General features: G+C 72.7%; 26 protein-coding genes. 12 read left to right on the top strand and 14 right to left on the bottom strand.

Going from position 1 to position 24741, the window contains the following annotated elements:
• Positions 1-107: 107 nt before the first annotated feature.
• Positions 108-1346 (bottom strand): ROK family protein, encoded by a 1239-nt coding sequence (locus AC0OO9_RS08625; RefSeq protein WP_484516801.1) that lies wholly within the window; start codon positions 1344-1346, stop codon positions 108-110.
• Between the two features lie 75 nt (positions 1347-1421).
• Between AC0OO9_RS08625 and xylA the strand changes: the two genes are divergently transcribed.
• From xylA to AC0OO9_RS08605, 4 genes are all read left to right on the top strand, one after another.
• Positions 1422-2609: a xylose isomerase gene (gene xylA / locus AC0OO9_RS08620; protein ID WP_484516799.1), complete on the top strand. Its 1188-nt coding sequence runs from the start codon at positions 1422-1424 to the stop codon at positions 2607-2609.
• An 11-nt stretch (positions 2610-2620) separates the two neighbouring features.
• A complete protein-coding gene (gene xylB / locus AC0OO9_RS08615) occupies positions 2621-4072 on the top strand; it encodes a xylulokinase (RefSeq protein WP_484516798.1) in 1452 nt (483 codons plus the stop codon).
• A gap of 40 nt (positions 4073-4112) precedes the next feature.
• Positions 4113-5216 (top strand): DUF5925 domain-containing protein, encoded by a 1104-nt coding sequence (locus AC0OO9_RS08610; RefSeq protein WP_484516796.1) that lies wholly within the window; start codon positions 4113-4115, stop codon positions 5214-5216.
• Positions 5217-5278: 62 nt separating this feature from the next.
• The gene (locus AC0OO9_RS08605) at positions 5279-6703 is read left to right on the top strand and encodes an MFS transporter (protein ID WP_484516794.1); all 1425 of its coding nucleotides are present in this window, start codon (positions 5279-5281) and stop codon (positions 6701-6703) included.
• Positions 6704-6755: 52 nt separating this feature from the next.
• Here AC0OO9_RS08605 and AC0OO9_RS08600 read toward each other — a convergent pair whose 3' ends face one another.
• The 5 genes from AC0OO9_RS08600 to AC0OO9_RS08580 all read right to left on the bottom strand — a co-directional run bounded on the left by AC0OO9_RS08600 (position 6756) and on the right by AC0OO9_RS08580 (position 13030).
• Entirely contained in the window at positions 6756-8432 is a 1677-nt protein-coding gene (locus AC0OO9_RS08600) for a glycoside hydrolase family 13 protein (protein WP_484517891.1), read from the bottom strand.
• Positions 8433-8492: 60 nt separating this feature from the next.
• The gene (locus AC0OO9_RS08595; RefSeq protein WP_484516792.1) at positions 8493-9539 is read right to left on the bottom strand and encodes a LacI family DNA-binding transcriptional regulator; all 1047 of its coding nucleotides are present in this window, start codon (positions 9537-9539) and stop codon (positions 8493-8495) included.
• A 61-nt stretch (positions 9540-9600) separates the two neighbouring features.
• Positions 9601-10569 carry a carbohydrate ABC transporter permease gene (locus AC0OO9_RS08590; protein ID WP_484516790.1) on the bottom strand — a complete coding sequence of 323 codons (969 nt, stop codon included), beginning with the start codon at positions 10567-10569 and terminating at the stop codon, positions 9601-9603.
• Between the two features lies 1 nt (position 10570).
• Positions 10571-11620: a carbohydrate ABC transporter permease gene (locus tag AC0OO9_RS08585; RefSeq protein WP_132239431.1), complete on the bottom strand. Its 1050-nt coding sequence runs from the start codon at positions 11618-11620 to the stop codon at positions 10571-10573.
• Positions 11621-11689: 69 nt separating this feature from the next.
• The gene (locus AC0OO9_RS08580) at positions 11690-13030 is read right to left on the bottom strand and encodes an ABC transporter substrate-binding protein (protein ID WP_484516788.1); all 1341 of its coding nucleotides are present in this window, start codon (positions 13028-13030) and stop codon (positions 11690-11692) included.
• A 247-nt stretch (positions 13031-13277) separates the two neighbouring features.
• Here AC0OO9_RS08580 and AC0OO9_RS08575 point away from each other — a divergent pair, with 247 nt between their 5' ends.
• Complete coding sequence (locus tag AC0OO9_RS08575) at positions 13278-14054, top strand: peptidoglycan DD-metalloendopeptidase family protein (RefSeq protein WP_421453925.1); 777 nt, start codon at positions 13278-13280, stop codon at positions 14052-14054.
• Between the two features lie 92 nt (positions 14055-14146).
• Here AC0OO9_RS08575 and AC0OO9_RS08570 read toward each other — a convergent pair whose 3' ends face one another.
• The 5 genes from AC0OO9_RS08570 to AC0OO9_RS08550 all read right to left on the bottom strand — a co-directional run bounded on the left by AC0OO9_RS08570 (position 14147) and on the right by AC0OO9_RS08550 (position 16630).
• Positions 14147-14641 (bottom strand): TspO/MBR family protein, encoded by a 495-nt coding sequence (locus AC0OO9_RS08570; protein WP_484516785.1) that lies wholly within the window; start codon positions 14639-14641, stop codon positions 14147-14149.
• A gap of 158 nt (positions 14642-14799) precedes the next feature.
• Positions 14800-14943 (bottom strand): GPGG-motif small membrane protein, encoded by a 144-nt coding sequence (locus AC0OO9_RS08565; protein WP_165947907.1) that lies wholly within the window; start codon positions 14941-14943, stop codon positions 14800-14802.
• A complete protein-coding gene (locus AC0OO9_RS08560; RefSeq protein ID WP_484516783.1) occupies positions 14934-15710 on the bottom strand; it encodes a metallophosphoesterase family protein in 777 nt (258 codons plus the stop codon). Before AC0OO9_RS08560 ends, AC0OO9_RS08565 begins: the two co-directional genes overlap by 10 nt.
• Positions 15711-15719: 9 nt before the next feature.
• Complete coding sequence (locus AC0OO9_RS08555; RefSeq protein ID WP_132239421.1) at positions 15720-15995, bottom strand: hypothetical protein; 276 nt, start codon at positions 15993-15995, stop codon at positions 15720-15722.
• A complete protein-coding gene (locus tag AC0OO9_RS08550; RefSeq protein WP_484516781.1) occupies positions 15992-16630 on the bottom strand; it encodes a nucleotidyltransferase in 639 nt (212 codons plus the stop codon). The genes AC0OO9_RS08555 and AC0OO9_RS08550 overlap by 4 nt, the downstream gene beginning before the upstream one ends.
• Positions 16631-16731: 101 nt before the next feature.
• Here AC0OO9_RS08550 and AC0OO9_RS08545 point away from each other — a divergent pair, with 101 nt between their 5' ends.
• The 4 genes from AC0OO9_RS08545 to AC0OO9_RS08530 all read left to right on the top strand — a co-directional run bounded on the left by AC0OO9_RS08545 (position 16732) and on the right by AC0OO9_RS08530 (position 21083).
• Positions 16732-17499 (top strand): dTMP kinase, encoded by a 768-nt coding sequence (locus AC0OO9_RS08545; protein WP_484516780.1) that lies wholly within the window; start codon positions 16732-16734, stop codon positions 17497-17499.
• 283 nt (positions 17500-17782) lie between these two features.
• Positions 17783-18697: a MurR/RpiR family transcriptional regulator gene (locus tag AC0OO9_RS08540; protein WP_484516778.1), complete on the top strand. Its 915-nt coding sequence runs from the start codon at positions 17783-17785 to the stop codon at positions 18695-18697.
• Positions 18694-19650, top strand: a complete 957-nt coding sequence (locus AC0OO9_RS08535) for an N-acetylmuramic acid 6-phosphate etherase (RefSeq protein WP_484516776.1) — start codon at positions 18694-18696, stop codon at positions 19648-19650. Before AC0OO9_RS08540 ends, AC0OO9_RS08535 begins: the two co-directional genes overlap by 4 nt.
• Before the next feature lie 443 nt (positions 19651-20093).
• Complete coding sequence (locus tag AC0OO9_RS08530; protein WP_207914530.1) at positions 20094-21083, top strand: sigma-70 family RNA polymerase sigma factor; 990 nt, start codon at positions 20094-20096, stop codon at positions 21081-21083.
• 71 nt (positions 21084-21154) lie between these two features.
• Here AC0OO9_RS08530 and AC0OO9_RS08525 read toward each other — a convergent pair whose 3' ends face one another.
• The gene (locus AC0OO9_RS08525) at positions 21155-22129 is read right to left on the bottom strand and encodes a C40 family peptidase (RefSeq protein WP_484516774.1); all 975 of its coding nucleotides are present in this window, start codon (positions 22127-22129) and stop codon (positions 21155-21157) included.
• 496 nt (positions 22130-22625) lie between these two features.
• Here AC0OO9_RS08525 and AC0OO9_RS08520 point away from each other — a divergent pair, with 496 nt between their 5' ends.
• On the top strand, positions 22626-23150 hold the full coding sequence (locus AC0OO9_RS08520) for a DUF6232 family protein (protein WP_484516772.1): 525 nt from the start codon (positions 22626-22628) through the stop codon (positions 23148-23150).
• Between the two features lie 6 nt (positions 23151-23156).
• On the opposite strand, the gene AC0OO9_RS08515 is transcribed toward AC0OO9_RS08520, so the two are convergent.
• Complete coding sequence (locus AC0OO9_RS08515) at positions 23157-23486, bottom strand: DUF3817 domain-containing protein (protein ID WP_311411988.1); 330 nt, start codon at positions 23484-23486, stop codon at positions 23157-23159.
• A gap of 26 nt (positions 23487-23512) precedes the next feature.
• Entirely contained in the window at positions 23513-23950 is a 438-nt protein-coding gene (locus tag AC0OO9_RS08510; protein WP_484516770.1) for a hypothetical protein, read from the bottom strand.
• A 123-nt stretch (positions 23951-24073) separates the two neighbouring features.
• Here AC0OO9_RS08510 and AC0OO9_RS08505 point away from each other — a divergent pair, with 123 nt between their 5' ends.
• Both AC0OO9_RS08505 and AC0OO9_RS08500 read left to right on the top strand, forming a co-directional pair.
• Complete coding sequence (locus tag AC0OO9_RS08505; protein ID WP_132239489.1) at positions 24074-24400, top strand: DUF6158 family protein; 327 nt, start codon at positions 24074-24076, stop codon at positions 24398-24400.
• Positions 24400-24720: a hypothetical protein gene (locus AC0OO9_RS08500; RefSeq protein ID WP_311411986.1), complete on the top strand. Its 321-nt coding sequence runs from the start codon at positions 24400-24402 to the stop codon at positions 24718-24720. The genes AC0OO9_RS08505 and AC0OO9_RS08500 overlap by 1 nt, the downstream gene beginning before the upstream one ends.
• Positions 24721-24741: the final 21 nt, after the last annotated feature.

Below are 24741 nucleotides of genomic sequence, written 5' to 3'. Positions count from 1 at the left end.
GGTCTGTCGACCTGTGCGCATGCTGGTCGTGCTCTCCTCGGATGGGGGTCGTTGCCTCGGGACAAGCGTACCGAGGCGCGGCGACTCCGCCGTCGGGGGAATCCGGCTCAGGCCGCCCGGGCCAGCCAGCCGGCCGGGCGCGCCAGGATCCGGCGTACCACCGAACCGGCCCCGCCGACGGCCGCGGCGGCGGCGCCGAGGGACGCCGGGCGGACGGTGACCGGCGACCAGGCCGCGGTGAGCACCCGCCGGGAGATCTCGGCGAGCACCGGCGGGCGCAGCCACGGCGCCAGCGGGGCGTACCCGCCGCCGAGCACCACGGTGTCCAGGTCCAGCAGGTTCACCACGCCGGCGACGGCGACCCCCAGGGCGGTCCCGGCCTCGGCCAGGGCCCGCAGCGCGCCCGGGTCGCCGGCCCCGGCCAGCTCGGCCAGCCGGGTCGTCGCGGTGTCCGCCGGCAGGTCCGCGCCGGCGAGGCCGGCCGCGGCGAGGATCGCCTCCTGACCGGTGTACGTCTCCAGGCAGCCTCGCCCACCGCACCGGCAGGGCGGGCCGTCGGGCCGGATCGGGAGGTGACCGATCTCCCCGCTCCAGCCGCGCGCGCCCCGGAACAGGGCTCCGTCGAGCACGATCCCGGCACCGATGCCGACCTCGCCGGAGATGTGCAGGAAGCTGGCCCGGCCCGCCGGCCCGGCGTGCAGCTCGCCCAGCGCGGCGAGGTTGGCCTCGTTGTCGACCACCAGCGGCGGTACGCCGTCGACGTGCGCGGTCAGCGGCGGCCCCTCGGCGAGCAGCGCGGGGACGGGCACGTCGCGCCAGCCGAGGTTCGGCGCGAGCCGGACCAGGCCGGCGTCGTCGACCAGGCCGGGCACCGCGAGGGCCGCGCCGGCCAGGGTGAGCCCCTCCCGGGCGGCGTCGGCGCGGGCGCGGGCGGCCAGGTCGGCCAGCCGGGCGAGCGCCTCGGCGGGGGAGACGGGCCGCAGGTCGGCGCGGTGCACGGTGTGGTGGCGGACCCGGCCGGCGAGGTCGACCACGCAGGCGGCCAGGTAGTCGACGTTGACCTCCAGGCCGAGCCCGGCCGGGCCGTCCGTGGCGAGCACCAGGCCCCGCGAGGGCCGTCCCGCCCCGGTCCGGGGCGTCGGCTCCGACTCGGCGACCAACCGGCCGGCGAGCAGGTCCTCCACCACGGCCGAGACGGTGGCCCGGGTGAGGCCGGTGCCGGCGGCCAGCTCGGCCCGGGAGGGCGGGCGGTCGGCGGCGGCGATCCGGCCGAGCACCACGGCGAGGTTCCACTCGCGCAGGCTGCCCTGGCGTACGGCCCCGGGCGGGGCGTCGGGTCGGGTCACCCCTTGACAGTGCCACAGGCCCGCCAAATAATTCAACCACTGAACAAATAGTGGACGACACCTCGGAGGTCTGCCATGGCACCCCGTCCCACCCCCGCCGACAAGTTCTCCTTCGGCCTCTGGACGGTGGGCTGGCAGGCCCGCGACCCGTTCGGCGACGCCACCCGCCCCGAGCTGGACCCGGTCGAGGCCGTGCACCGGCTCGCCGAACTCGGCGCGTACGGGATCACGTTCCACGACGACGACCTGGTGCCCTTCGGCGCGGACGCCGCCACCCGCGACCAGCACGTGGCCCGCTTCCGCAAGGCGCTCGACGAGACCGGCCTGGTGGTCCCGATGGTGACCACCAACCTCTTCGCCCACCCGGTCTTCAAGGACGGCGGCTTCACCAGCAACGACCGCGACGTCCGGCGCTACGCGCTGCGCAAGGTGCTGCGCAACGTCGACCTCGCCGCGGAGCTGGGCGCCCGCACCTTCGTGATGTGGGGCGGCCGGGAGGGCGCCGAGTACGACCTCGCCAAGGACGTCCGGGCCGCGCTGGACCGCTACCGGGAGGCCGTCGACCTGCTCTGCCAGTACGTCGTCGACTCCGGCTACGACCTGCGCTTCGCCCTCGAACCCAAGCCGAACGAGCCGCGCGGCGACATCCTCCTGCCCACCGTCGGGCACGCCCTGGCCTTCATCTCCACCCTGGCCCGCCCCGAGCTGGTCGGGCTCAACCCGGAGGTGGGGCACGAGCAGATGGCCGGCCTGAACTTCGCCCACGGCATCGCCCAGGCGCTCTGGCAGGGCAAGCTGTTCCACATCGACCTCAACGGCCAGCGCGGCGTCAAGTACGACCAGGACCTCGTCTTCGGCCACGGCGACCTGCTCAACGCGTTCGCCCTCGTCGACCTGCTGGAGCACGGCGGCCCCGGCGGCGGGCCCGCCTACGACGGTCCCCGGCACTTCGACTACAAGCCCTCGCGCACCGAGGACATGACCGGCGTCTGGGCGTCGGCGGAGGCGAACATGCGCACCTACCTGCTGCTCAAGGAACGGGCGGCGGCGTTCCGGGCGGACCCGGAGGTGGCCGAGGCGCTGGCGGCGAGCCGGGTCGCCGAGCTGGGCACGCCGACGCTGGCGCCGGGGGAGGGCTACGCCGAGCTGCTCGCCGACCGTTCCGCGTTCGAGGAGTTCGACGTCGACACCGCCGCGGCGAAGGGCTTCGGCTTCGTCCGGCTCAACCAGCTCGCCGTCGAGCACCTGCTCGGCGCGCGCTGAGGCCGCCGGCGATGCCGATCGTCGCGGGGGTCGACTCCTCGACCCAGTCCTGCAAGGTGGTCGTCCGGGACGCGGAGACCGGCGCCCTGCTCCGGCAGGGCCGGGCGCCGCACCCGGACGGCACCGAGGTCGACCCGGCGGCGTGGTGGTCCGCGCTGGGCGCGGCGGTCGATGCCGCCGGCGGGCTGGCCGATGTGGCGGCGGTCTCCGTCGCCGGCCAGCAGCACGGCATGGTGTGCCTCGACGAGGCGGGTGACGTGGTCCGGCCGGCGCTGCTGTGGAACGACACCCGTTCCGCCGGGGCCGCCGCCGAGCTGGTCGAGGAGGCCGGCGGCGGGGAGACCGGCCGCCGCTTCTGGGCCGACGCGGTGGGCAGCGTGCCGGTCGCCAGCTTCACCGTCACGAAGCTGCGCTGGCTGGCCCGGCACGAGCCGGAACACGCGGCCCGGGTGGCGGCGGTCTGCCTGCCGCACGACTGGCTGACCTGGCGGCTGGCCGGCGCGCCGGGCCTGCCGGCGCTGCGCACCGACCGGGGCGACGCCAGCGGCACCGGCTACTGGTCCCCGGCCACCGGCGACTACCGCCTCGACCTGCTGGAACGGGCGTTCGGCCGGCGGCCGCACGTGCCGACCGTGCTCGGCCCGGCGGAACCGGCCGGCACCGTACGCCCCGACGCCCTGCCGGGCCTGCCCGCCGCTGGGGCGGTGCTCGGCCCGGGCACCGGGGACAACGCCGCCGCCGCGCTCGGCGTCGGCGCGGGCCCGGGCGACGTGGTCGTCTCGATCGGCACCTCGGGCACCGTGTTCAGCGTCGCCGACGCCCCGGCCGCCGACCCGGGCGGCACGGTCGCCGGCTTCGCCGACGCCACCGGCCGCTTCCTGCCCCTGGTCTGCACGCTCAACGCCGCGCGGGTGCTCGACGCCGCGGCGGCGATGCTCCGGGTCGACCTGGACGAGCTGGCCCGGCTGGCGCTCTCCGCCCCCGCCGGCGCGGACGGGCTGGTCATGGTGCCCTACCTGGAGGGCGAGCGGACGCCCGACCGGCCGCTGGCGTCCGGGGCCGTGCACGGGCTGACCCTGCGCACCTCGACGGCCGCCCACCTGGCGCGCGCCGCCGTCGAAGGGCTGCTCTGCGCCCTCGCCGACGGCCTCGACGCGCTCACCGCCCAGGGCGCCGCCGTGCGCCGGGTGATCCTGGTCGGCGGGGGCGCCCGCTCGGCGGCGGTGCGCCGCATCGCGCCGCAGGTCCTCGGCGTGCCGGTGGTCGTCCCGCCGCCCGGCGAGTACGTCGCCGACGGCGCCGCCCGCCAGGCCGCCTGGGTCGCCCTGGGCGGCGCGGCGCCCCCCACGTGGTCCGTCGACGGCACCGAGGAGTACGCCGCCGCCGCCGTCCCCGCCATCCGGCAGCGGTACGCCGCCGCCCGCGAGCACTTCATCGACCGGGTCGACGCCGTGGCGGGGTAAACGGCTGTACGGGCGCGCCCCGGCTCGCGATCATCGACGGATGCGAACCACCCCCGAAGCGGACGAGGCGCCCGGCACCGGCATTCCCTCGATGCTCCAGTACGACGACGCGGACACCCCCTGCGACGTCATCGACGCGTTGGTCCTGGCGGACTTCGTCACCGGCCGCCACCCGTGGTCGCACACCGTCCGGCTCTCCCGGGTGCGCCCCGACGCGCCGCTGACCGCCCCGGATGGGCGACTGCTCCGCACGGCCGTGGAGAACCGCCAGCTGTCCCGCCTGCTGGCCGGCGACGGCTGGACGGCCCGGGTGGTCACCTGGAAGGGGCGCGGCGCGGAGGTGACGGTCACGGCGGTCTCGGAGGAGGTGGGCCGGCCGGCCCTGGACCGGATCGTCGACGGGGCCGCCGAACCGGAGGATCCGGGCGCCGGCCGGATCGGCTTCTGGCACCAGAACCCCCGCCGGGGCAGCCAGCGCGACGTACGCTCCATCGCCGCGCCGGAGTGGGCGGCGATCCGGCCGAACTACGCCGCCGCCGCCCGCGACGCGCTCGACGAGCTGATGGCGACCACCCCGGAGCGCCTCTCCGGCCGGCTGGTGCTGCTGCACGGGGCGCCCGGAACGGGGAAGACCACCGCGCTGCGCGCCCTCGCCCGCCAGTGGCGCGACTGGTGCCAGGTCGACGCCGTGCTCGACCCGGATGTGCTCTTCGCGGACACGGCGTACCTGTCCGAGGTGGCGGTCGGGGACGAGGACGGCGAGCAGGGGACGGGCCGCCGGTGGCGGCTGCTCATCCTGGAGGACTGCGACGAGCTGATCCGGGGCGAGGCGAAGCAGGCCGCCGGCCAGGCCCTGTCCCGGCTGCTCAACCTGACCGACGGGCTGCTCGGGCAGGGGCGCGACGTGCTCGTCGCGATCACCACGAACGAGGACCTGTCCCGGCTGCACCCGGCGGTGGTCCGCCCGGGGCGCTGCCTGGCCCGTATCGAGGTGGGCCCGCTGTCGTACGAGGAGGCGACCGGGTGGCTGGGCACGGCGGCGTGGGTGCCGCCCCAGGGCGCGACCCTCGCCGAGCTGTACGCGCTGCGGGCGGGCACGCCGGCCGCGCCCGCCGCCCCGCCCGCGATCGGCGGCTATCTCTGAGCGCCCCGGCGCGCCCGCGCGTCGTCACCCGCTCGTGACCTGATCCTGGTTGGCTGCCGCACATGACCTTGACCAGGGGCGGGCCGGCGCGGGCCCGGGGCGGGACGCCCACGCACCGGTTCTACAGCGTCGTGGTCTTCGTGCTGCTCGCCTCGCTGGACAACGTGGCGATCGGTCTGGTGCCCCCGCTGTACGGGCCCATCTCCGCCGCCTTCGACGTGCCGCAGCGGCTGCTCGGCCTGGTCACCGCCGTGAGCTTCCTGGCCAGCGCGGTGGCCGCCGTCGGCTGGGCGTACGTGGGCGACCGCGCGAACCGCAAGCCGCTGCTGATGGTCGGCACCCTGATCTGGGCGCTGGGCACGGGCGGCAGCGCGGTCGCGGCGAACTATCCCGCCTTCCTGGCGGCGCAGATCCTGGCGGCGGTCGGCCTGGGCGCGGTCGGATCGGTCGGCTTCTCGGTCGTCACCGACCTGATCTCGCCCCGCCGCCGGGGGCTGGTGATGAGCTTCTGGGGGCTGTCGCAGGGCGTCGGCACGCTCGCCGGCACGCTGGTCGGGGGGCTGCTCGGGGCCGCCGACTGGCGACGCCCGTTCCTGCTGCTGACCGTGGTCGGCGTCGCGGCGACCGTCGCCTACCTGTTCACCTACGACATCCGGCGCGGGCAGAGCGAGCCGGAGTTGGCCGACGCGCTCGCCACCGGCGCCGAGTACGACTACCGGATCAGCCGGGCGGACCTGCCGAAGATCCTCGGCCGGCGGACGAACCGCTGGCTGATCCTCCAGGGCCTCACCGCCCAGGCGGCCTTCGGGTCGCTGGTCTGGCTGCCGGTGCTCTTCGCCCAGCGGGCCGAGGAGCAGGGCTACTCCGTCGCCACCGCCGTGATCGTGGGCAGTGTCTTCGCCACCCTGTTCCAGCTCGGCGGGGTGCTCTCCATCGTGGGCGGGCTGGTCGGCGACGCGCTGCAACGGCGTACGCCCCGGGGCCGGGCCCTGGTCGCGGCGGTCGGCATCCTCGCGGCGCTGCCGTTCTACCTGGTGCTCTTCTTCGTGCCGGTACGCATCGACGTGCCGGACGGCGCCGGCGCCGGCGCGGTGGTGCGGGCGGTGCTGACCAGCGTGTTCACGGAGCCGACGGTCGGGCTGAGCCTGCTCACCGCCGTCGTGGCGCTGGCGCTCACCTCGGCGAACTCGCCGAACTGGTTCGCCCTGATCGCCGACGTCAACCCGCCCGAGCACCGGGGCACCGTCTACAGCCTCGGCAACCTGGTCAACGGCGTCGGCCGGGCGGCCGGAAACGGGCTGGTGGGGGTGGCCTTCCACGGCCTGCGGGCGGCCTTCCCGCCGCCGCTGAACTACGCCGTCGGGCTGGCGGCCTTCCAGCTCTTCTTCATCCCGACGGGCATCATGTACTGGCTGGCCTCGCGGACCTCGCCGGGCGACATCGACGACGTCCGGGACCTGCTGCACGACCGCGCCGAACGGCTGTAAGGAAGGGCACCTTCCTAACGCTGTGCGTCAGGAAGGTGCCCTTCCTTACACGTCAGGCCGGGCGGACCCAGACCGTCACGTCGGTGGGCACGGCGCCGTCGGCGTCCAGCGGGGCGCTGGCGTGCACCAGCTCGGACCCGGCGGGCAGCGGCACGGCGGCGTCACCGAAGTTGGTCAGCACGGTCAGCCCCCCGTTGCGGAACGAGAGCACCTCGTCGCCGGAGGCGAGCCACTCCAGCGGGCCCTCGCCGAGCCGGTGTTCGCGGCGCAGCCGCAGCGCCGTCCGGTACAGCTCGTACGTCGAGCCGGGCGTGTCCCGCTGCCGGTCCAGGGCGTACTCGGCCCAGAGCGACGGCTGCGGCAGCCAGCTCGCGTCGGTCGGCCCGAAGCCGTACGAGGGGGCGTCGGCCTCCCACGGGATCGGCACCCGGCAGCCGTCGCGACCCCGCTCGGTGTGCCCGCTGCGCGCCCAGGTCGGGTCCTGACGGGCCTCGTCGGGCATCGTGGTGTGCTCCGGCAGGCCCAGTTCCTCGCCCTGGTAGAGGTAGGCCGAGCCGGGCAGGGCGAGCATCAGCAGGGTGGCCGCCCGGGCCCGGCGCAGGCCGAGCGCGGCGTCCGGCTGCGGGTCGCCGATGCCGATGCCGTTGGGCCGTTTGCCGCCGATCGGCAGCCCCAGCCGGGAGGCGTGCCGGACCACGTCGTGGTTGGAGAGCACCCAGGTGGTCGGGGCGCCGACAGCGTCGGTGGCCTCCAGCGAGCGGGTGATCACCGCGTACTGGGCCGGGGCGGTCCACGCGGCCAGCAGGTACTCGAAGTTGAACGCCTGGTGCATCTCGTCCGGGCGGACGTAGCGGGCCAGTCGTTCGGCCGGCTCGACCCACGCCTCAGCGACCAGGATCCGCTCGTCGGGGTAGCCGTCCAGCACGCGCCGCCAGTCCCGGTAGATCTCGTGCACGCCCTCCTGGTCCCACATCGGCGGGCGCGGCTTGTCGATCTCCTGACCGGAGAGGATCTCCTGCGGCTCCTGCCAGTCGGCCAGGTCGGCCTGCTTGATCAGGCCGTGCGCCACGTCGACGCGGAAGCCGTCGACGCCGCGGTCCAGCCAGAACCGGAGCACCTCCAGGAACTCCTCCCGGACCTCGGGGTTGTCCCAGTTGAGGTCGGGCTGACCCGAGTCGAACAGGTGCAGGTACCACTGGCCGGGGCGGCCGTCGGCCCCGTCGACGCGGGTCCAGGCCGGCCCGCCGAAGACGCTCTGCCAGTCGTTCGGGGGCTGCGCGCCGTCCGGCCCCCGGCCGTCGCGGAAGACGTAGCGGTCGCGCTCCGGGCTGCCGGGTGCGGCGGCGAGCGCCGCGGCGAACCACTCGTGCGCCGACGACGTGTGGTTGGGCACCAGGTCGACGATGACCCGCAGCCCGCGCGAGTGCGCCCCGGCGATCAGCCGGTCGGCGTCGGCGAGGGTGCCGAAGAGCGGATCCACGTCCCGGTAGTCGGCCACGTCGTACCCGGCGTCGGCCTGCGGCGACGGGTAGAACGGCGACAGCCAGAGCGCGTCCACGCCCAGCTCCACGAGGTGGTCCAGGCGGGCGGTGATGCCGGGCAGGTCACCGATCCCGTCGCCGTCGGAGTCGGCGAAGGAGCGCGGGTAGACCTGGTAGATGGTGGCCCTGGTCCACCAACCGGTGGCCGGGCCGGCGGGCGTGTCCTGGTGCGTCGGGTTGCTGTTCAGGGCCTTCTCCCGTGTGTCGAGCCGGACGGTCGGATGCTGCCGGGCGTGGCCGGTTTCCCGTTAGTGTGCCCGGGGCGGTGCGGTCGATTCACGCACGATCAGCCGAGTGGGCAGGATCACCGGTGATCCCGGCGTGTCGAGGTAGGGGGTGCTCCCCGGCGGCAGGGCCCGGCCGTGCAGCGGGTCGAGCAGGATCCGTGTGGCGAGCCGGCCCTGCTCCGCCGCCGGCTGGGCGATCGTGCTCAGCCCGAGGACGCTGGCCAGGTCGTGGTCGTCGACGCCGATCACGCTGACGTCCTGCGGCACCCGCAGGCCGGCGTCGCGCAGCGCGGTCATCGCCCCCATCGCCATCTCGTCGCAGGCCGCGAAGATGGCCGTCGGCGGGTCGCCGCGCCGGAGCAGTTCCTCGGTGGCCCGCGTGCCGCCGCTGATGGTGAACTGCGACTCGACGTCGAGGCAGGGATCCGGGTCGATTCCGGCGTCGCGCAGCGCCTCCCGGTAGCCGCGCCGCCGGTCGAGGTGGGTGGTGTAGGCCAGTTCGTCGTCCGGGTCGCCGGAGATGTGGGCGATCCGCCGGTGCCCCAGGTCGAGCAGGTGCCGGGTGGCGGTCCGCGCGACGCCCACGTCGTCGATGCGTACGCAGGGCCAGCCGGGCACCACCGTGCCGGAGCTGATGGTCACCCCGGGCAGCTTCAGCTTAGTCAGGGCGGTCAGGTCGGCGGGCCGCAGCGGCGTGGCGACCAGCATGATCGCGTCGACGCGCTTGTGCAGGTTGGCGGTGCGCAGCACCCGCTGACGGATCTGCTCCCGCCCGCCGAGGTTGTAGAGCAGCAGGTCGTAGCCCGCCTGCTGGAGGATGTCCTCGACCGCCTCGACGACGGTGCCGAAGAACCACCGGGTGATGCGGGGGACCACGACGGCGACCGTGCCGGTGCGCCCGCCAGCCAGCCGCGAGGCGCTCGGCGAGACGGCGTACTCCAGTTGCTCGGCCGCCGCGAGCACCCGGCGCCGGGTCGCGGCCGAGACCGTCGGCAGCCCTCGCAGCGCCCGGGACACGGTGGCGGTGGAGACCCCGGCCAGGCGTGCGACATCATCGATCCTCGTCACGCTATCCCCCCGCTCCGCGCAGCTCCGCCGCCGCCGGGTCACCGGCGGCGGCGGAGACGCCTCAGCCCTTGACGCTGCCGGCGAGCAGGCCGCGCACGAAGTAGCGCTGGAGGGACAGGAAGACGATCAGCGGTACGACGATCGAGACGAACGCGCCGGCGGTGAGCCGCTGCCACTCGTTGCCCCGGGTGCCGGCCATCTCGGCCAGCCGGACGGTGAGCGGGGCGGTCTCGTCGCCGCCACCGGCGAAGATCAGCGCGACCAGCAGGTCGTTCCAGACCCAGAGGAACTGGAAGATGCCGATCGCGGCCAGCGCCGGGGTGATCAGCGGCAGCACGATGCTGCGGAAGATCTTCGGGTGGGTGGCCCCGTCGACCCGGGCCGACTCCATCAGTTCACCGGGCAGCTGCGCCATGAAGTTGTGCAGCAGGAAGACCGCGAACGGCAGCGCGAAGCAGGTGTGCGCGAACCACACCTGCGCGAACTTCTGTTCGTCGACCAGGTCCCAGGCCGGCAGGACGGTGATCCCGCCGACGGTGACGCCGGTGGAGAAGAACTTCAGCAGCGGCACCAGGGCCATCTGCAGCGGCACGATCTGCAACGCGAAGATCGCGATGTAGAGCCAGTCCCGACCCCGGAAGTTGATCCAGGCGAGGGCGTACGCGGCCAGGGCCGCGAAGGCGATCGGGAAGAGCACCGACGGGATGGTGATCGCCAGCGAGTTGATGAAGTAGCTGGCGAGCTGCCCGGACGACGAGGAGCGCCCGAACAGCACCTCCTGGTAGTTGTCCAGGGTGAACGACGGGCTGGTGAAGAAGTTCCACCACCCCGTGCTCTTGATCTCGTCCTCGGGCCGGAAGGAGGAGATGAACAGGCCGAAGGTGGGAATGGTCCAGAACACCGCGATGACGATCGAGACGAGCGTCGCGGTACGGCTGTTCAGCCGCCTGCGGACCCGCCCGGCGGTGCTGGTGCCCCGCCCGCCGGTCTTCTGGGTGCCGGCGGCGACGGTGGGCGTCGCGGTGGTCATCTCAGCCCTCCCGCTGCTGACGGATGTTGCGGATCTGGTAGATCACGATCGGGATCACCAGGACGAACAGGAAGACCGCCAGGGCGGAGCCCTGCCCGTTCTCGCCGTAGCGGAACGCCTGGTTGTACATCTCGTTGGCGATCACGCTGGTGTCGTAGTTGCCGTTGGTGGACGTCCGGACGATGTCGAAGACCTTGAGGGTGGCGATCGACAGCGTCACCACGACCACGATCAGCGCCGGCCGGATGCTCGGCATGGTGATCTGCCAGAACATCTGCCACGGGGTGACCCCGTCGAGCCGGGCCGCCTCCACGATGTCGGCGGGGATCGCCTTGATCGCGGCGGAGAGCACCACCATCGCGAAACCGGCCTGGATCCAGACCATGATCACGATCAGCAGCAGCGTGTTCAGCGGTGGGTTGAGCAGCCACTGCTTCGGCTCGCCGCCGAGGCTGACCACGATCTGGTTGAGCAGACCGATCTGCTCCTGCCCGTCACCGCGGTAGGCGTAGACGAACTTCCAGATGATGCTGGCGCCGACGAAGGAGATCGCCATCGGCAGGAAGATCAGCGACTTGGCCACCGCCTCGAACCGGGCCTTGTCCACCAGCACGGCGTAGAGCAGGCCGAACGTGGTGGCCACCAGCGGGACGAGGAGCACCCAGATCAGCGTGTTGATCAACACGCGGACGATGGAGTCCTCGGAGAACATCCAGCCGTAGTTGCGCAGCCCGACCCAGTTGTCGCTGCCCTGGTCCATGAACGACAGCAACAGGGTGCGGACGGCCGGGACCACCAGCCCGATGGCGAGCAGCAGCAACGTGGGCAGCAGGAAGAAGAGCGCGAAGACACCCTCGCGCGGCTTGCGCCGGCGGGGGATCGGGGCGCCGCTCGCGGAGGCAGCGACGAGCTGCGCCTCCCGGCGGCGGGCGAACCAGGCCGGCACCACGTCGAGGAGCAGGAGCAGACCGCCCACCACCGCGACGAAGGCGATCAGCCCGTACATCAGCATGAGGAACTTCGGCTGTTCCGCAGCGAAGTCGAACTCCATCGACCCTCCCAGGTCCTTGACCGGCCGGTGGGCCGGCCCGCGTCCCCGCGGACCGGCCCACCGGTCAGATCACTTCCAGCTGGTCTCGACGTCCCGGAGCACGGTCGCGGTGTCCTTGCCGTTGATCCACTGGACCATGGCCTTCCAGAACGTCCCGGAGCCGACGGCCGCCGGCATCAGGTCCGAGCCGTCGAAGCGGAAGACGCTGGACTTGTCCTGGAGGATCTGCACGGAGAGCTTGTCGACGGGGTTGGGGACGTTGGCCAGGTCGAGCTTGTTGTTGGCCGACACCCAGTCGCCGATCTTGGCACGGCTGTTGGTGTACTCACCGGACGCGAGGTAGGTCTGCACGGCCTGGACCTCGGGCCGGTCGTTGAAGGCCGCGACGAACTCGCCGCCACCCAGCACCGGCTTGCCCTTGCTGGCGTCGATCGCCGGGAAGTAGAAGGCGAAGACGTCGCCGTCCTCGGCCACCTTGGTGCCCTGCGGCCAGTTGTTGGCGTAGAAGGACGCCTGGCGGTGCAGCGCGCACTTGCCAGTGGTGATCGGCACGCCGGCCTCCTGGAAGGAGGTGGTGGCGATGCTCTTCACGCCGCCGAAGCCGCCGTTGACGTACTTCTCGTTCTTGAGGATGGTGCCGGCCTTGTCGAGGGCCTCGGCGACCTTCGGGTCGTTGAACGGGATGCCGTGGGTGACCCACTGGTCGTAGACCTCGGGGGTCTGCGTCCGCAGCATCAGGTCCTCGATCCAGTCGGTGGCCGGCCAGCCGGTGGCCTCACCCGACTCGATGCCGGCGCACCACGGCTTGGTGCCGGTGGCCGCGATCTGGTCGCTGAGCTTGATCAGCTCGTCCCAGCTGGTCGGGACCGTCCAGCCCTTCTCCTTGAAGGTCTTCGGCGAGTACCACACGAAGGACTTCACGTTGGAGCCGAGCGGGGCGCCGTAGAACTGGCCGTTGACGGTGCTGTACTTCAGCCAGTCGGCCGGGTAGTTCTCCTCGGCCATCTTCTTGGTCTCGGCGCCGACCGGCTTGAGCTTGCCCGAGTCGACGAAGCGCTTGAGCAGGCCCGGCTGCGGGATGAACGCGAGGTCGGGGGCGTTGCCGCCGTCGACGAGGACGTTGAGCTGCGCCTCGAACTCGCCGCTGCCCTCGTGGTCGATCTCGATGCCGGTGCAGTCCTCGAACTGCTTCCAGGACTGGTCGAGGCGGTCGGCCTCGATCTCCCGGATGGACGAGTAGATCTTGACCTTCTTGCCGTCGATGTCGCCGTACTTCTCGTATGCGGCACACTCCGCGGAGCCTGCGGTGTCACTCTTCTTGTCGCTGCCGGTGCCGCAGGCGGTGGCGCTCAGCGCCAGCCCCAGCACGCCGGCGATCGCGAGAGCCTGGCGTGATCTGGCAAACGCCATGCCGTTCTCCTTCCTTGCCGGCGCGTCAGGGATCGAACCCGCGCCGGTCCGATGGGCGTCACCACATGTAAGCGCTTGCATCTGGCCTGGTCCACCCCTATCCGGACACGAGCGAGTAACAATCCGGAAACCCGTAAACCCCCTGTTGGGCACGCTCCCACACGGGAATTCGACCCCTTTCCATCGATGTCATTTTCTGACACTCTGGAGGTCAGTGATCGAAGGATTTCGACATAGGAGGTGTTGGATGGGCAAGCGGTGGTTGGGCCTGCTGGCGGCCGGTCTGCTGGCTGTGGGCGCGCTGGTCGTCCCGGCGGCCCCGGCGATGGCGGCCCCCACGTTCAAGGTCCCGTTCCCGTGCGGGCAGTCCTGGTCCGGGCAGACCCGGACGAACCACAGCCCGGCGTACTCGATCGACTTCAACCGGACCGACGACCTGGGCGACCCGGTGGTGGCGAGCGCGCCGGGCACCGTCGACCGGGTCACGGACCTCGGCGGCACCAGTTACGGAAAGTACGTCCGGATCAGCCACGCGGGCGGCTACCACACCTACTACGCCCACCTCAACGGCTTCAACGTCTCCGTGGGCCAGGCGGTCGGCTACGGCAAGGTGATCGGCTGGGTCGGCAGCACCGGCGGCTCGACCGGCCCGCACCTGCACTACGAGCAGCGGCTCAACGGCGCCGACATCCAGGTGCGGTTCAACGGCGCGCTCGCCCTCTACTGGGGCACCAAGAACTACTCCAGCGACAACGGCTGCGGCAGCAGCTCCGGCTCCGGCACGGTCAACACCGCCGGTACGCCGCTGACCGTCCGCTCCGGCCCGGGCACCGGCTACGCCGCGGTGGGCACCGTCGCCGACGGCACCCGGGTGACCATCCAGTGCCAGACCAGCGGCACCAGCGTCACCGGCACCTACGGCACCAGCACGATCTGGGACCGGATCGGCGCCGGCCGATTCATCGCCGACGCGTACGTCTACACCGGCTCCGACGGCTACATCCCCGGCGTACCCCGCTGCTGAACGGATGACGGGGCCCGGGCTGCACGCCGGGGCCCCGTTCCGTCGTCGTGCCCTCCGTCGCCCGGCTCAGCTGTTCAGGCGCCAGCTGGCGCTCAGCCGTTCAGGCGCCAGATGGCGAAGTTGAGGGCGGCCGCGAAGGTGACCCACGCCCAGTAGGGCAGCATCAGCAGGGTCGCCGGGCGGGACACCCTGCGGAAGAGCGCGACCGTCACGCCGATCGCCACCCACATCAGCAGGATCTCGAAGAACGCCAACCCGTAGCGGCCGGCGCCGAAGAAGAGCGGCGTCCAGACGGCGTTGAGCACCAGCTGGGCGATCCACGCCCACAGGGCCGGGCCGAAGCCGACCCGCCGCCAGACCAGCCAGCCGGCCACCGCGATCATCGCGTAGAGAAGGCTCCAGACCGGTCCGAAGAGCCAGGACGGGGGAGCCCAGACGGGCTGTTCGAGGCTCGCGTACTCGGCCGAGGTGCCCTGCACACCCAGCCCGCCGATCGCCGCGGCGACGAACACCGCCGCCCCGAAGCCGAGCAGCGCCCACCACTGCCGGGCGCCGCCGGTCCGTTCAGCGCTCCTGGACATCTCCATGGTGGGGATATGTCCGCTGGGGGTGGACGGTAAACCCGCGCTCACCAACCGGCAGGCATGACACCGGGGTCGTCGTGTCCGGATGCTCCTGTCGGGAGGACGGAGTTCCGGTCACGACGACCCCGGTGGGTCCTGAACGGCGGCCTGTAGCCGCCTCGTCAATTGAAGATGCTCACACCACCCGGCCCGACGAGCAGGCCGACCACGATGAGGACGACGCCCCACAGGATCTGCCGCCGGAACAGCGCGAGGATGCCGGCGACCACGAGTACGACTGCGAGAATCCAGAGAATCAGCTCCATGTTTGCTGAATACCCGACCCGCCGACGCCGGAAACCTGCGCGTGATCGAGCTGGTCGCCCAGGTGGAAGACGCTGTACGCCTGCTTGATCACGGGGTGGGCGACGTTGCGGACGCGTACCCCGCCGGGCGTGGTGCCCCGCTCGGAGCCGGCGTGCGCGTGCCCGTGCAGGGCCAGCGCGGTCGGCGCCGAGTCGATCGCCTGCCCGAGCTGGTACGAGCCCAGGAACGGGTAGATCTCCAGCGGCTCACCGGCGAGCGTGTCGGGCACCGGCGCGTAGTGGGTCAGCGCCACCACCACGTCGCACTCCAGTCCCCGCAGGGCGGCGGACAGGGCGTCCGCGCTCTGGGTGGTGGTCCGGACGAACGCCTTCATCTCCGGCTCGCCGAAGTCGCTGGCGCAGCGGCCGGCGAACCCCCCGCCGAACCCCTTCACCCCGGCCACACCCAGCCGGCCGCCGGCGCAGTCCAACACGACGCCGTTGCCCTCCAGCACGGTGATCCCGGCGTCCTCGAGCACCTTGACCACCTGCGGCACCTGGTCGCACTGGTGGTCGTGGTTGCCCAGCACGGTCACCACCGGCACGCCCAGCCCGCCGAACTCGGTGGCCACGCACCGGGCCTCCGACTCCGTCCCGTGCCGGGTCAGGTCGCCGGCGAGCAACAGCACGTCGGCGTGCTCGGGCAGCTCGTCCAGTGCCGGCCGGAACCGGCCGACCACGTCCTCGTCCAGATGCACGTCGCCCACGGCGGCGATCCGGATCACCATGGAACCTCCTCAGGGCAGTTGCTCGATCTCCGTGGGCGCCTGCGCGCGGATCACCCCGATGTCGCTGGTGACCGGCACGTCGGGGAAGCGTTCGGCCACCCGGCGCAGGATCTCCTCGCGCCGGTGCGGGCTCTCGACCTCGCCGTAGAGCACGAGGCCGCGCTCCCGGCGGACCACGGTGATCCCCTGCTCGGCCACGTCCGGGTCCTCGGCGAGCAGCCGGTGGATCTCCGCCTCGACGTACTCGTCGGGCGGGCCGGTGGCGACGTCGCGGTGCTCGGTCACGGTGTCCCCTCTCCCTCGCCGGTGCCGGAGTGCGGCACCACTTCCAGCCGGTCCAGCAGCACCAGGAACGCCTCCGCGTACGGGGAGTGCTGCGTCTCCTTGCGTACCCGTTCCCAGTCGATCTGCTCCCGCAGGGAACGGGCCAGCGGCAGGCCACGGGCGAAGTCGCAGTAGTGCTGCGAGAAGCTCAGCAGCTTGTGCACCATGAGCTGGCTGGCCGAGAGCACCGGCATGTGGATCGCGTCGACCGGCCGTACGACCGTGTCGGCGAACGTCTCCTCCGTCACCGGCGTCTCGATCGGCCGGTGGATCAGGTCCACCATGCGGCCGTCGTCGAACACCTTGACCAGCCAGTCCTCGGGCGGCCGCTCGGCGGTGAAGCCCGCCGCGACCAGCGCCTCGAGGGACCGTTCCACGTCGGCCTCCCGGATCAGGAAGTCGACGTCGTGGTCGCTGGAGTGACCGCCGTGGGCGTACACCGCGAAGCTGCCCCCGAGCGCGAAGGGAATCTCTTCCTGCTTGAGCACGGCGGCGACCTTCTTCAACGTGTGCACCAGGCTCTCGTCCCCGCGCTCTGCCATTGGCGTCTCCCGTCGATGGTGGTGGGCGGCTGATCCAACTCCGGTACCCGGCATCCCGGCGGGCCACACCTGGCAGGTGGCACGGTCGGGGTCAACCGGGAGGACACGGCACAAATCTCCGGGTACGCGAGCGCGGGTCGGATAGCCTGTGCAGAGTGTCCAGATCACCGGGGGCGCGGCGCGGCAGGGCCCGATTGCGCGCCGTCGCCCTGATCGGCATCGACGGCTCGGGCAAGACCACCCAGGCGCACCGGCTCGCCGACGCGCTCACCGCGGCGGGCCGCCCCGCCACCTACCACCGCAACGCCGGCGGGCGGCGCTGGCTGGGCCGCCTCGCGCACCGCCTCGGCCGCCCGGACGCGCAGCGGCTCGTCGGGCGCAGCGGCATGCTGGCGGTGGAGTCCGTGCTCCGCTGGCTGGCGATCGCCCTCGCCCTGCTCAGCTGCCTGGCCACCGGCCGGGTCGCGGTGATGGACCGCTACTCCGCGTGCCAGTACGCGAGCATCCGGGCGCACGGGGGCCAGCGCTGGGAGCGGCTGGCCCGCGCCGGCTACCGGATGTTCCCGCGACCGCAGTTGACCTTCCTGCTGACCGTCGATCCCGCCGAGGCGTACCGGCGGATCGAGCAGCGCGGCACCGACCACGAGAGCATGCGCTACCTGACCGCCGCCGACACCGCGTACCGGACCCTGCCGGAGTATCCGACCTTCGTCGTGGTGGACGCCGGGCGCCCGCCGGAGGAGGTCTCCCGGCAGATCCAGGCCCACCTGGCGGGTTGGCTGGGGTCGTCCGCCGACGGTCGCGACGGCCGGCTGACCGACGGTCGCGACGGCCCGTCGTCCGACGGGCGGGACGTGCGCTCCGCCGTCGTGCCCGGGTCGCCGGGCGGGGAGCCGGTCGCGATCGGCCGGCTGAGCACCTGAGCCGACGGGCCCCCGGCCGGCTGCCTGGGGATCCGGCCGGGTGGCGGGGCGCCGCGGGAGGCGGCGGGATGGCATCGTCTGCACGGGGGCCGAGCGGGGGCCGGCGGCGACCGGGTGGCCTCCCCACGCAGGTCCGGCGGGGGAGGCGACGTCCTCGGTGGAATGGCACGCTGGGCGGTACGGATGGCACGCTGGGCGAAACGGCACGTCCGGGCGGGCGGTACTTTCCTCAATACGCGCAGTCATGGTTGACGCTCACGCCTCGTGAAAGTAAGTTTCATCCGTGGCGAAGAGTCCGAAGATTTCTGCGAGTCACGAGCCGGGTGGGCTGATCGTCCACATCAGCGGCCTGCTCCCGTCGTTGTCGCCGGCCGAGCAGCGGGTCGCCCGGCTGGTGGTCGCCGACCCGGCCGCCGCCTCGCGTCGGACCATCACCGACCTCGCCACCGCCGCCGAGACATCCGAGGCGACCGTCATCCGCTTCTGCCGATCGGTCGGCATGGACGGCTACCCGCAGCTGCGGATCCGGCTCGCCGCCGAGGCCGCCCGCCGGGTCGAGCCGCCCGACGCACGGGTCGTCGGCGGCGACATCCCGCCCGGGGCCGACCTCGCCCAGATCATCGCGACCATCGCCTTCAACGACGCGCGGGCCGTCGAGGAGACGGCCGAGCAGCTCGACCCGGCGATCTGCGAGCAGGTCGTCGACGCCATCGCGGGCGCTGGAAGGATCGACGTCTACGGGGCGGGCGCCAGCGGCTTCGTCGCCTCGGACTTCCAGCAGAAGCTGCACCGCATCGGCCGCACCGCCTTCTACTTCCCGGACGTGCACACGGCGCTGACGTCGGCCGCGCTGCTCGGGCGGGGCGACGTCGCGGTCGGCATCTCGCACACCGGCACCACCTCCGACGTGATCGAGGTGCTGGAACAGGCGCGGGCCCGGGGGGCGGCCACGGTGGCGCTCACCAACTTCCCCCGGTCGCCGATCACCGAGGTGGCCGACTTCGTGCTCACCACGGCCGCCCGCGAGACCACCTACCGCTCGGGCGCGATGGCGAGCCGGCTGGCCCAGCTCACCGTCGTCGACTGCCTCTTCGTCGGGGTGGCCGCCCGCAACCGGTCCAAGGCCAGGAAGGCCCTCGAAGCGACAGCCGAGGCGGTCCGGTCGCACCGGGTCGGCCCTGGACGGAGGCGGGCATGACGGCGGGCGCGGTGGAACCCCACGAGGTGACGGCCCCGGTGACGGCCCGGCCGGTGATCCGGGTCGGCGCGCCCACCGAGCGGCGCAACCCGCTCAGCGCGGACCTCGACCTCATGTCGACCCGGGACGTGCTCACGGTCATCAACGAGGCGGACCGGCGGGTGCCCGGCGCGGTGGCGGCCGTCCTCGACGAGATCGCCGCGACGGTGGACCTGGCGGTGACCGCCCTGCGCGGCGGGCACCGGGTGCACTACTTCGGCGCCGGCACCTCCGGCCGGCTCGGCGTGCTCGACGCCGCCGAGCTGGCACCCACCTTCAACTCGCCCCGGCACTGGTTCTGCGCCCACATCGCGGGCGGGCCGGAGGCCATGTGGCGGGCGGTCGAGGACGCCGAGGACGACGACCGGGGCGGCGCGGCGGAGGCCGCCGACTGCGTACGGGCCGGGGACCTGGTGGTCGGGCTCGCCGCCAGCGGACGCACACCGTACGTCCTGGGGGCGCTCGCCGCGTCGAGTGCCAAGGGGGCCTCGACCGTGCTGCTCTGTGCCAACCCGGAGGCGCAGGCCGCCCGGTCGGTGGACGTCTTCATCGGGGTGGACACCGGACCGGAGGTCGTCACCGGCTCGACCCGGATGAAGGCGGGCACCGCGCAGAAGCTGGTGCTGAACACGTTCTCCACGGCCGTGATGGTCCGGCTGGGCCGGGTCTACTCGAACCTCATGATCGACATGGTCGCCACCAACGCCAAGCTCCGGGGCCGGATGATCTCGATCCTGATCGAGGCGACCGGCTGCTCGGAGGAGATCTGCCGGCGGGCCCTCAACGAGGCCGACGGCGACATGAAGGTGGCGCTGGTCTCGCTCGTCTCCGGGGTGGAGGTGTCCGCCGCGCGGGCCGCCCTTTCCCGTTCCGCCGACCAGGTCCGCGGCGCCCTGGCCCTGCTCGCCTCCTGAGCCGACCCCACCCCCGCTCCCGCCGCACCCGCCCTGCGATCCCCGTCACGTACGGGCACGGGTCCGCGGTGCGGATTGTTCACCGGGGGGTGGGGTATTACCACGGGCGTGGATGAACCGACCGGTCCAGCCGTGCGTGACTCCGCAGTGACGAGGATCGCAGCCCGACGGTGACCCGGGTCGCTGCGTGTGCGGGCGGGGCGATGCTGCCATGGACCGGGACACGGCGACACGTCGATCCGCCGCCCCTGGCGTGGTGCCCATCGGAGAGCCGCCACCCGGGGTGCTGACAGCAAACATGGACCGCGCTCTCAGCGGATTATCAGGCATTCGTGACACTTTCGACTCACGACATGGAATCCCCGGCGCGTCTCAACTGTTGTGTAGGTGTCAGCACCGGTGGGCACAGCGGAAGTTACGGGGGAGGGCTGATGGACGTGGGGATGGCAAGGAACCGGGCAACCGGCGCGAGCGAGGGGACCGTGGGCAACGTGGACAAGAACATCGGCATGCGAACCGACGAGGTTGCCGAGGAGCGCGACCTGGTCGGCGTCTACCTTCACGAGATCTCCCGGACGCCACTGCTGGACGCCGCCAAGGAGGTCGACCTCTCCAAGGCCATCGAGGCCGGCCTCTACGCCGAGCACCTGCTCGGCGAGGACCGCGTCCCCGCCGGTGCCGACCGGGACGACCTGGAGCGGCTGGTCGCCGAGGGCGAGCGGGCCAAGGACCTGTTCATCCGGGCCAACCTGCGACTGGTCGTGTCGATCGCCCGCCGTTACGTGCGTTCGGGCATGCCCATGCTGGACCTGATCCAGGAGGGCAACACCGGCCTGGTGCGGGCGGTCGAGAAGTTCGACTACGTGCGCGGCTACAAGTTCTCCACCTACGCGACCTGGTGGATCCGTCAGGCGATCAGCCGGGCGATCGCCCAGCAGGAGCGCACCGTACGACTGCCGGTGCACCTGGTCGAGGACGTCAACCGGATGCGCAACGTGGCCCGGCAGCTCACCCGTGAGCTGGGCAGCGACCCCGAGCCGGAGCAGATCGCGGCGGCCCTCGGGGTCACCGTCGAGCGGGTCAACGAGCTGGTCCGCTGGTCGCAGGACACCGTCTCGCTGGACACCCCGGTGGGCGACGACGGCGACACCAACCTCGGTGACCTGGTCGCCGACAGCGACGCGCCGTCGCCGGAGGAGATCGTCCTGACGGGGCTGGAGCGGCAGCGGATCGAGGGTCTGCTCAACCACCTCGACGACCGTTCGGCCGGCATCATGCGGGCCCGCTACGGGCTCGAGGACGGCCGGGAGCACTCCCTCACCGAGGTGGCCTCGCGGTTCTCGCTCTCCCGGGAGCGGATCCGGCAGCTGGAGATCCAGGCACTCGGTCGGCTCCGCGAGCTGGCCCGGGCCGAGGGCCTGCAGGCGGCCTGAGCAGGGTAGGAACAACGCGAACGGCCGGCGTCCGATAGGGGGACGCCGGCCGTTCGCGTTGCCGGTGTGGGTCAGCGGACCCGACCGTAGCCCTGGATGGGCATCAGGTTCATGCCCCGTTTGAGCACGTTGCGCCCGGCGCTCGGCGCGTCGATCACCTGACCGCCGCCGACGTAGAGGCCCACGTGCCCGAGCCCGCTGTAGAAGACAAGGTCGCCGGGGCGCAGCTCGCTGCGGCTGATGTGGGCCACCGCCCCCCACTGCATCCGGGTGTTGTGTGGCAGTGACTTGCCGGCCGCCCGCCAGGCCGCCGAGGTCAGGCCCGAGCAGTCGTAGCCGTTCGGACCGTCGGCGCCCCAGACGTACGGCTTGCCGAGCGCGCCGTACGCGTACCGCACGGCGACGCCGGCCTTGCCCGAGACCGTCGGCGCCTCCTTCGCGCTGTCGGACCGGGCGGCAGGCTTCTCCGTGGCCCGGCCGTACGCCTGCCGGCGCAGCTCGTAGAGCTCGGCCAGGTCGCGCTCGATCCGCTTCTTCGTGGCGGTCATCTCGCGGGCCTGCGCCGCCTGCCGGCCCAGCGTGACCTCCAGCCGGGTCTTCTCGTCGAGCAGCCGGCGCTGGTTGCCCGTGAAGTTCGAGATCTTCGCCTGCCGCTGCCGCGTGAGCTGGTCGAGCATGCTCAGCCGGTCGAGCAGGGTGTCGGCGCCGCCGGGACGCAGCAGCGCCTCCGCGGTGCTCAGGTTGTTGCCGGTCTTGTACGCGGTCACCGCCATCGCGCCGACGTCCGCCCGGCTCCGTTCGGTCTCCTGCTCCAGCGGACCGATGCGGCTCTGCACCCGCGCCACGGCGGCCTGGTTGGTCTTGATCTCCTCCCGGAGCTTGTTGTACGCCTCGACGACGTGCTCCAGCTGGGATGAGGAATTCTCGATCCGCCGGGTCAGCTCGGCGGGGGACGGTTCGGCCCGGGCGGGTATCGCCGGGGCGAGCAGCGTGGCCGACACCACGGCGACCGCCAGGGCGCGCAGCGTGTTCCTGAGGGACGACAAGAGCGGAAGGCTCCTCTCCCATCGGCCGCCGTGGGCTGCTGACGCTCCCGGCGGCACCGGGCCGGTGCCGTCCGGGTGGACGGCGATCGACCGGGCCGACCGGGACAACCTATCCCGGGGCAGGAGTGATGCGCAGTTGAAGCAGGGTCGAATGTTGGCCGAGTGACGGAAATTGCGGATCACGACGGGTGCGGCGCGTGATCGACTCCTCCGGCTCGCTGCGGCGGGCAGCGGCTATTGTCGGCGATCGGGCGATCCGTGCCGTTCGTCGTTGTCGGCGTATGCCGGCGGACAGTGAGCCGTTATGACCGACAAGACCGACATGGCGGCCGGAACCGGCGGGCCACGCGACCGCGGCCCCCGGACGCGAGCCAAAATCGCCCTCCGGGCTGGCACGTGCGCCACACAATGAAGCGCGCAGCCGGGAATCCCGTCGACCGGCGATGCGAGACCGTCGACGGGAGCCGACCCGGCACCAGCCGCGGGAGGTAGAACCGTGAACCCTCAAGGCGCCACCCGACAGACGCGGTCATCGCGGACGACCGCGCAGAAGAACACCCTCCTCTACGCCCGACCCGGGATCGTCGTGACGGTCGACCGCTTCACCGTCGGCCGCAACAGCTGGCAGGTCACCGAGCTGACCCACCTGCAGACCGGCCGCGGCCCGCACGACCGCGTCGCGGTACGGGCCGTCCTGGTCACCGGCGCCATGATCGGCGGCGTCGGCCTGCTGCTCGGCTTCACCGGCGGGCTGCAACGGCTCACCGCGGGGGCGTACCTCGTCCTGGGCCTGGTGTTCCTGCTGCCGGTGCTGGTCGCGCTGGCGGGCGACCGGTGGCGGCCGCCCGCGTACGAGCTGTGGGGCCGACGCCGGGGCGACCGGGTGCTGTTGTTCAGCAGCGACGACGAGCGGCAGTTCGGCCAGGTCTCCCGGGCCCTGCGCCGGGCCCGGGAGATGAACCGGTACGGCGGCTGGGAGGACCCGCTCGCCTCGGCAGACCCGTGGCGGCCCACCCGGTGACCGGCGTCAGCCGGCGACCGGCTCCGGGGTGCGCTCGGACTGCTCCGCCGTCACCCAGTTGCTGACCCGGCGCTCCGCGTAGAAGGAGACGAACGGCACCGTGCCGGCCAACATCACCAGGACCATCCGCTTCAGCGGCCAGCCGGCCCGGCGGGACAGGTCGAAGGCGGCCACCAGGTAGAGCATGTAGAGGAAGCCGTGCGCCTGGCCCACGGTCTCCACCAGGATCGGGTCGTCGAAGCCGTACTTCATCGGCATGCCGATCACGACCAGCAGGATCAGCGCCACGCCGACGATCCAGGCGATGACTCGGTACCGGGTCAGGGCTGCGCCCACCGTCGTCCGTCCTTTCGCGTCCGGCCTCAGCCGGGGTAGTCACCGGGCTTGGCGCCCGGGTTGTCGTTCAGCCATTGCAGGTAGTGGTTGTAGGCGGCGAGGTCGCCGTCCTCGCCGCCGCCGGCAGCCGCGGACACGCGGGCGACCCGCACGGGTCGGCGTACGACCGGGCGCGTCGCGGCGGCCTGCGGGGCGTCGGCCGGTCGCGTCCCGGCGGCGGTCGACGCTTCCCCCGGCGCGTCGGCCGGCGCCGCCGGCCCGCGCAGGGCGTGCCGGACCTCACGCCACCAGACGAAGACCACGAAGCCCGCGAAGATCGGCCACTCGACCGCGTAGCCCCAGCTGATCGCGTTGCCGGCGGCGGCCCGGCTGACCTGCCACCAGCCCAGCGCCAGGAAACCGGTGACGAGCACGACCATGGCCACGTGGCGCGCGATCCACGCCGGGGTCCAGAGCCGTTTCATGGCATCGAGAGTACCGGGGACCACCGGGGTCTCCGACGCGGCGTCGTAGGTGCGGGGATTGGTTTGGTGCCTGCCGGTGTGGGCATCCGTCTAGACGCGAGCCCAAACCAGAGCAGGGGGTCGATCATGACGGGATCGGTACGGCAGGACGACTTCGGCAGCCCGGAGCAGCGGATGCCCGAGTGGGACGGCGACCATGTCCACGACAGGGCCTCCGGCGAGGCCGATCCGCCCGACGGCGAGCTGCTCGGCGTCGACCCCGCCGAGCTGGCCGACGAGGACCTGATCCGGGAGATGCACAGCCTGCACCGGACCCGCCTGGACACCCTGCGCCACGCGGCGGACTCCGCGCTCGCCAACCACCTGCGGCGCACCGCCGAGCTGGAGACCGAGTACCTCGCCCGGCACCCCGGCCGCGAGGTCGACCCGAGCCGGCTGCGGGACGCCTGATGGCGTCCGCCGAGCGCGGGATGTCCGCGCCGCCGGAGGTCGTGTTCAACACCGCCACCGACCCCGCCCGGGCGTCGGCGTGGCTGCCCGAGCCGCTGCGGGCCGACGGCAGCCCGGCGGACGAGGTCAGCGCCGAGGAACTGCGGGCCCGGTGGAGCGCCGCCGAGGACTGGTCGGCGGAGATCCTGGTGGAGCCCGCCCAGGCCGGTGGCGCCCGGATGCGGCTCGACCTCACCGGCGGGCCGGACGCCGGGCGGCTGGCCGACGAGGCGCTGGACAGTCTCGCCCGCGAGGTGGCCGACAACCTGCAGGCCGGCTGAGCCGGACCGCCCCCCGAGAGG

The sequence above is a fragment of the Micromonospora sp. USAFONa4 genome (assembly GCF_057197825.1).
This window is presented reverse-complemented; position numbering and strand designations above follow the sequence as displayed.

Bases quoted from the DNA above. Each gene is read 5' to 3' on its own strand.
- xylA (WP_484516799.1), top strand. From the start codon at position 1,422: ATGGCACCCCGTCCCACCCCCGCCGACAAGTTCTCCTTCGGCCTCTGG.
- xylB (WP_484516798.1), top strand. From the start codon at position 2,621: ATGCCGATCGTCGCGGGGGTCGACTCCTCGACCCAGTCCTGCAAGGTG.
- AC0OO9_RS08610 (WP_484516796.1), top strand. From the start codon at position 4,113: ATGCGAACCACCCCCGAAGCGGACGAGGCGCCCGGCACCGGCATTCCC.
- AC0OO9_RS08605 (WP_484516794.1), top strand. From the start codon at position 5,279: ATGACCTTGACCAGGGGCGGGCCGGCGCGGGCCCGGGGCGGGACGCCC.
- AC0OO9_RS08590 (WP_484516790.1), bottom strand. From the start codon at position 10,569: ATGACCACCGCGACGCCCACCGTCGCCGCCGGCACCCAGAAGACCGGC.
- AC0OO9_RS08585 (WP_132239431.1), bottom strand. From the start codon at position 11,620: ATGGAGTTCGACTTCGCTGCGGAACAGCCGAAGTTCCTCATGCTGATG.
- AC0OO9_RS08580 (WP_484516788.1), bottom strand. From the start codon at position 13,030: ATGGCGTTTGCCAGATCACGCCAGGCTCTCGCGATCGCCGGCGTGCTG.
- AC0OO9_RS08575 (WP_421453925.1), top strand. From the start codon at position 13,278: ATGGGCAAGCGGTGGTTGGGCCTGCTGGCGGCCGGTCTGCTGGCTGTG.
- AC0OO9_RS08570 (WP_484516785.1), bottom strand. From the start codon at position 14,641: ATGGAGATGTCCAGGAGCGCTGAACGGACCGGCGGCGCCCGGCAGTGG.
- AC0OO9_RS08565 (WP_165947907.1), bottom strand. From the start codon at position 14,943: ATGGAGCTGATTCTCTGGATTCTCGCAGTCGTACTCGTGGTCGCCGGC.
- AC0OO9_RS08560 (WP_484516783.1), bottom strand. From the start codon at position 15,710: ATGGTGATCCGGATCGCCGCCGTGGGCGACGTGCATCTGGACGAGGAC.
- AC0OO9_RS08550 (WP_484516781.1), bottom strand. From the start codon at position 16,630: ATGCCGGGTACCGGAGTTGGATCAGCCGCCCACCACCATCGACGGGAG.
- AC0OO9_RS08535 (WP_484516776.1), top strand. From the start codon at position 18,694: ATGACGGCGGGCGCGGTGGAACCCCACGAGGTGACGGCCCCGGTGACG.
- AC0OO9_RS08530 (WP_207914530.1), top strand. From the start codon at position 20,094: ATGGCAAGGAACCGGGCAACCGGCGCGAGCGAGGGGACCGTGGGCAAC.
- AC0OO9_RS08510 (WP_484516770.1), bottom strand. From the start codon at position 23,950: ATGAAACGGCTCTGGACCCCGGCGTGGATCGCGCGCCACGTGGCCATG.
- AC0OO9_RS08500 (WP_311411986.1), top strand. From the start codon at position 24,400: ATGGCGTCCGCCGAGCGCGGGATGTCCGCGCCGCCGGAGGTCGTGTTC.